General features: G+C 71.7%; 3 protein-coding genes and 1 pseudogene. All 4 read right to left on the bottom strand.

Going from position 1 to position 5,139, the window contains the following annotated elements:
* Window positions 1-128: 128 nt before the first annotated feature.
* Window positions 129-1,661 carry a response regulator gene (locus VGB60_RS10645; RefSeq protein ID WP_331038238.1) on the bottom strand — a complete coding sequence of 511 codons (1,533 nt, stop codon included), beginning with the start codon at window positions 1,659-1,661 and terminating at the stop codon, window positions 129-131.
* 50 nt (window positions 1,662-1,711) lie between these two features.
* Window positions 1,712-2,965, bottom strand: a complete 1,254-nt coding sequence (locus VGB60_RS10640; RefSeq protein ID WP_331038237.1) for a VCBS repeat-containing protein — start codon at window positions 2,963-2,965, stop codon at window positions 1,712-1,714.
* A 74-nt stretch (window positions 2,966-3,039) separates the two neighbouring features.
* Window positions 3,040-4,632 (bottom strand): YifB family Mg chelatase-like AAA ATPase, encoded by a 1,593-nt coding sequence (locus VGB60_RS10635; protein WP_331038236.1) that lies wholly within the window; start codon window positions 4,630-4,632, stop codon window positions 3,040-3,042.
* 89 nt (window positions 4,633-4,721) lie between these two features.
* Window positions 4,722-5,139 (bottom strand): annotated as a pseudogene (locus VGB60_RS10630) (glutathione synthase); the annotation flags it as partial.

The following is a 5,139-nucleotide window of genomic DNA, read 5'->3' as shown; positions in this document are numbered from 1 at the left end:
AGCAGCGTGATCAAAACCCGGCCACGACCCAGCGCCTTGAAGACATCCGTCGCGCCCGCCTTGCGCGGCGCAGACTTGGTCGATTGGTCCGTCATCTGGCGTCCCTTGAAGTGACGCCCCCGCGTCGCCTATCCGGCGGCGACCTTGGCGCGCTCCGCCCGGTTCGTCCAGCGGGCGAGGGAGGTGCGGAGGGTTTCCAGCTCCAGCGGCTTGACCAGATGATCGTCCATCCCGGCCTCGAGGCAGGTGCGGCGATCCTCGGCGAAGGCGTGGGCGGTCAGGGCGATGATCGGGGTCTGGTCGCCCGCGGCGCGGATGGCGCGGGCGGCGCTGGGGCCGTCCATCCCCGGCATCCGCATGTCCATGAACACCAGATCGTAGCGGGCGCGCTTCATCGCATCGACGGCCTCGTAGCCGCTGGCGGCGGTCTCGACGGCGCAGCCCTCGCGGCGCAGCAGCGTCGCGGCCAGCAGCGAGCCGACCGGATTGTCCTCGACCAGCAGCACCCGGGTGCCCGAGAACCGCGTCAGGGCGACGCGGTCGTCGTCGGCGGGCGGCGGCGGCGGCAGGCCGGGCTTCAGCGTCATCGCGCCGGCTGCGGCCAGCACGCGCTCGGCCAGCGAGGCGCGCCGCAGCGGCTTGATCAGATAGCCGTGGAAGCCGGCGCCCTTGTAGCGCGCGATGAGGTCGCGCTCGGAGGGCTTCAACAGGATGATCCCGCGTCCGTGCGCCGGGCGCGCGGCCAGCCCGCAGCCTGCCGCGCGGGCGGCGTGGTCCATCAGCACCACGGCGGCGTCGGGGGCCACCTTGCCGCCGGACGCCGCGATCTGGGCGGCGGCCGCGGCCTGGACGAAGGGGTCGGGCGTGACGACGGCGACCGCGTGACCGGCCAGCGGCTGGCCGCGATCGGCGCCCTTCACGGCGGGGAAAGCCGCCTCGAAGCGGAAGCGCGCGCCTGGCCCGGCCGGACGATCGCCGACCGAAACGCTGCCCTTCATCGCGGTGGCCAGCTTGGCGACCACGGCGAGGCCGAGGCCGGCGCCGCCGAAGCGGCTGGCGTCGGAGGCGTCGACGTGGCCGAATTCTTCGAAGATCCGCTTGCGCGCCTCGACCGGCACGCCGGGGCCGGTGTCGTCGATGATGAAGGCGAGCTTCGGCCGAGACGCCGCCCCGTTGACGCGCTCGACCGTGATGCTGACGCCGCCGCTCTCGGTGAACTTGACCGCATTGCCGGCGAGGTTGAACAGCACCTGGCGCAGCCGGCCCTCGTCGGCGACGATGTCGACCGCGTCGGGCGCCACCGACCAGACGATCTCGAGGCCCTTTTCGTGGGCGCGCGGGCTCAGCAGCTCCGCCACGCCCCGCACCAGCGATTCCAGATCGACGGGCGCGGCGTCGAACTCGAGCTTGCCGGCCTCGAGACGGGCGTAGTCCAGCAGGTCGTTGACCAGACCCAGCAGATGCTCAGCCGACGAGCGGGCGGATTCCAGATAGGCGCGCTGGGCGCCGTCGAGCCGGGTCCGCTGCAGAAGCCCGAGCATGCCGATGACGCCGTTCAGCGGCGTGCGCATCTCGTGGCTCATCAGCCTGAGGAACTGCTGTTCCTGCGACGTCTGCGCCTGATCCGCCGCCCCCGCCGTTTCGATACCCTGACGCGCCATGCCCGATCTCCCTCGATCGGCACCATGGAGACAAATCCCTTAAGGCCGGCTCAACCGCCACGATTAAGCAAAAGTCGATCGCGGATGGCGGGGTCAGGCCGCCCGGCTCTCAGCTGACCGACATAGATGTCGATCCGGCCGTCGCCGTCGAAGTCGGCCAGCGCCAGGGCGATGTTCGGCCCCTCGGCGCGGTCGGCGCCCAGCACCGCCGCCGACACGTCGGTGAACACTCCGGACCCGTCGTTGGCCCACACCGTCAGCGGGCCCTGCTCGCCGCGCACCAGATCGAGGTCGGCGTCGCCGTCGAGGTCGGCGAACCGAGCGGTCAGGGTCGTCCCGGTTTCGACCGGGATGCGGTCGGCGCTTCCGTCGACGAACCGGGCGCGACCGTCGTTGATCAGCAGCCGGTCCTGCGGCTCGCGCCCCTGCCAACCGACATGGCTGAAGTAGAGGTCGAGATCGCCGTCGCCATCCACGTCGGCCGGCGTGACCTTGCGCGCCTCGACGTTGCCGACGGGCGGCAGGCGGTCCGACGCCTCGGCGAAGCGGCCGGATCCGTCGTTCAGCCACAAGGCGTGGCCGCCCTCCTTTCCCAGCACCAGATCCAGATCGCCGTCGCCGTCCAGATCCGCGAACTCGGCGTCCTGGGTCGTGCGGTCCTCCGGCGGCAGGCGTGAGGCGGTCTCGTCCGCGAAGGCGCCGCGGCCGTCGTTGATCAGCAGCCGGTCCTGCCCCGCTCCGGCGATGATCAGGTCCAGATCGCCGTCGGCGTCTATATCGCCGTGCGCCACGGCGTCGGCTTCCATGTCGGGCAGGGACGACGGCAGCCGCACCAGCCCGCCGCCACGCTGGCCGCGATAGTATTCGTGCACATTGGTCCGGCCGAAGCGGACGTCATCCTCGGCGACGATGATGACGTCCAGCAGCCCGTCGCGGTCGAAGTCGGCGACGGAGACATCCTCGCTGTCGTGCCCGACGAGCGGAACCTGCTGCAGCCCGGCCGGGCCGCCGGCCATCTCCTCCGGCGACAAGGCGGGGATCCGGTCGGAGGCGTCGGCGAAGCGGCCGCCGCCCTGATTGTGCAGCAGCTTGTTGAGGCGAAACTCCTGCGGGATCACCAGGTCGAGGTCGCCGTCGCCGTCCAGATCGGCCGCCCCGACATCCATGCTGTTGCGCAGCGGCGAGTCCGGCAGGTGGGTCGCGGTCACGTCCTCGAAGCGGAGCGAGGATGCGGTCGGCGCGGCGGTTTGCGCCGAGCAGGCGGCGAGCGCGCCGGCCAGCGCCAGAGATGCTGTCAGGGTCATGCGAAATCCTCCCGCGGCGAACCCTAACCACGCGTCCGCGGCGGGCCACATGACAAATCGGTAAGGCGCCTCCGTCACCACGCCGGGTTTGATTCCGGGCGATGCGAGGTCTGCCGGTCGAAGTCCCCCTGCGCCGCGATCGTTGTGCGGCGGTAGATCAGCGCCTCCGCCACGTGCCGCCGCAGGACGCCGTCGCAGCCGTCGAGGTCGGCGATGGTCCGCGCCAGCCGCAGCGTCCGGGTCCAGCCGCGCGCCGTAAGCCCGCCCGCCTCGCCCGCCCGCATCAGCAGCGCTCGCCCCGGTGCGTCCGGGGTGGCGAACCGGTCCAGCGTCTCGCCGGAGGCGCGGGCGTTGACGGCCTGATCTCGGGCGACGGCGGGATCGATCCCGGCTTCCCGCAGGCGCGCCTCCTGCATCGCGCGGGCGGCGGCCACCCGGGCCGCGGCCTCGGCCGTGCCCTCGGCGGGAGGCGGCAGGGCCATGTCCGAGGCCGTCACCGGCGGGGTCTCGACCGTCAGGTCGATGCGGTCGAACATCGGCCCCGAGATGCGGTTCTGATAGTCGCGCTGGCAGCGCGGGGCCTTGCCGCAAGCCCCCTTGCCGCCGCCGCCGATCCCGCAGCGGCAGGGATTCATCGCCGCGACCAGCTGGAACCGGGCCGGATAGCGCACATGGGCGTTTGCCCGCGCCACCACGATCTCGCCGGTCTCGAGCGGGGCCCGCAACGAGTCCAGCGCCTGCGCCGAATATTCCGGAAGTTCGTCGAGGAAAAGCACACCGTTGTGCGCCAGCGAGGCCTCGCCCGGTTTTGCCCGGTGTCCGCCGCCGGTCAGGGCCGCCATGCTGGCCGAATGGTGCGGGGCGCGGAACGGCCGCGCCCGGGTCAGCGCCCCGCGCTCGATCAGCCCCGCCACCGACCAGACCATGGAGGTCTCCAGCAGCTCCTGCGGCGTCAGCGGCGGCAACAGGCCGGGCAGGCGCGAGGCCATCATGGACTTGCCGGACCCGGGCGGGCCGATGAACAGCAGGTTGTGCCCGCCGGCGGCCGCGATCTCGAGCGACCGCTTGGCGCTCTCCTGTCCCTTGACCTCGCGCAGGTCAGGAGCCGCCGGTCCGGTGCGGACCGGTCCCGGTTCCGGCGCGCGAAGAACCTGACTGCCCTTGAAATGGTTGATCAGGCCGATCAGGGAGCGTGGCGCGAGGATGTTGACGTCGCCCGCCCACGCCGCCTCGGGTCCATTGGCTTCGGGACAGATCAGGCCCAGCCCCATGGCCGAGGCGGCCACCGCCGCGGGCAAGGTACCGCCCACCCGCGCGATCTGCCCGTCCAGCCCCAGCTCCCCGACCGCGGCCCAGCCGTCCAGCGCGTCCGGCGCGATCACCCCCATCGCCGCCAGCAGGGCCATCGCAATCGGCAGGTCGAAGTGGCTGCCTTCCTTGGGCAGGTCTGCGGGGGCGAGGTTGGCGATGATCCGCCGCGACGGCAGGGCCAGGCCGATCCCGGCGAAGGCGCCGCGCACCCGCTCGCGACTTTCGGCCACGGCCTTGTCCGGCAGGCCGACGATGGCGAAGACGATCGGCCCGTCGTTGCCGACCAGCTGGACCTCGACGTCCACCCGCCGCGCCTCGACCCCCTCGAACGCGACTGTCACCACCCGAGCCGCCACGGCGCCCTCCGCTCACCCGCGGCGGAACAGACCACGAACGACGGAGGTCTGCAACTCCTATTATCGGATCAGCACAACCTGAAGATTCTTCAGACGGTGCGCTTACGCTCGATCGAGTCCCACATGAGGGCGGCGGCGTCGACGCCGCTGAAGCGCTTCATCTGCTGCGCCCCGGTGGGCGAGGTGACGTTGATCTCGGTCAGATAGTCCCCGATCACGTCGATGCCGACGAACAACAGGCCCCGCTCCCTCAGCGTCGGCCCGATGGCGGCGCAGATCTCGCGGTCGCGCGCCGTCAGCTCGACCGGCGCGGCGGTGCCCCCGACCCGCAGGTTGGAGCGCACCTGCCCCCTGGCCGGGATGCGGTTGATGGCCCCCACCGGCTCGCCGTCAATCAGGATGATGCGCTTGTCGCCCTTCTCCACAGCCGGGATGAATTTCTGGATCACCAGCGGATCGCGGCTGCCCGTGGCGTGAATCTCGATCAGCGCCTCCAGGTTGGGATCG

It is taken from the genome of Brevundimonas sp., assembly GCF_036399195.1.
In the GTDB taxonomy this organism is placed as follows: domain Bacteria; phylum Pseudomonadota; class Alphaproteobacteria; order Caulobacterales; family Caulobacteraceae; genus Brevundimonas.
This window is presented reverse-complemented; position numbering and strand designations above follow the sequence as displayed.

Excerpts from the sequence above, each read along its gene's own strand:
- VGB60_RS10645 (WP_331038238.1), bottom strand. The coding sequence starts at position 1,661 with ATGGCGCGTCAGGGTATCGAAACGGCGGGGGCGGCGGATCAGGCGCAG.
- VGB60_RS10640 (WP_331038237.1), bottom strand. The coding sequence starts at position 2,965 with ATGACCCTGACAGCATCTCTGGCGCTGGCCGGCGCGCTCGCCGCCTGC.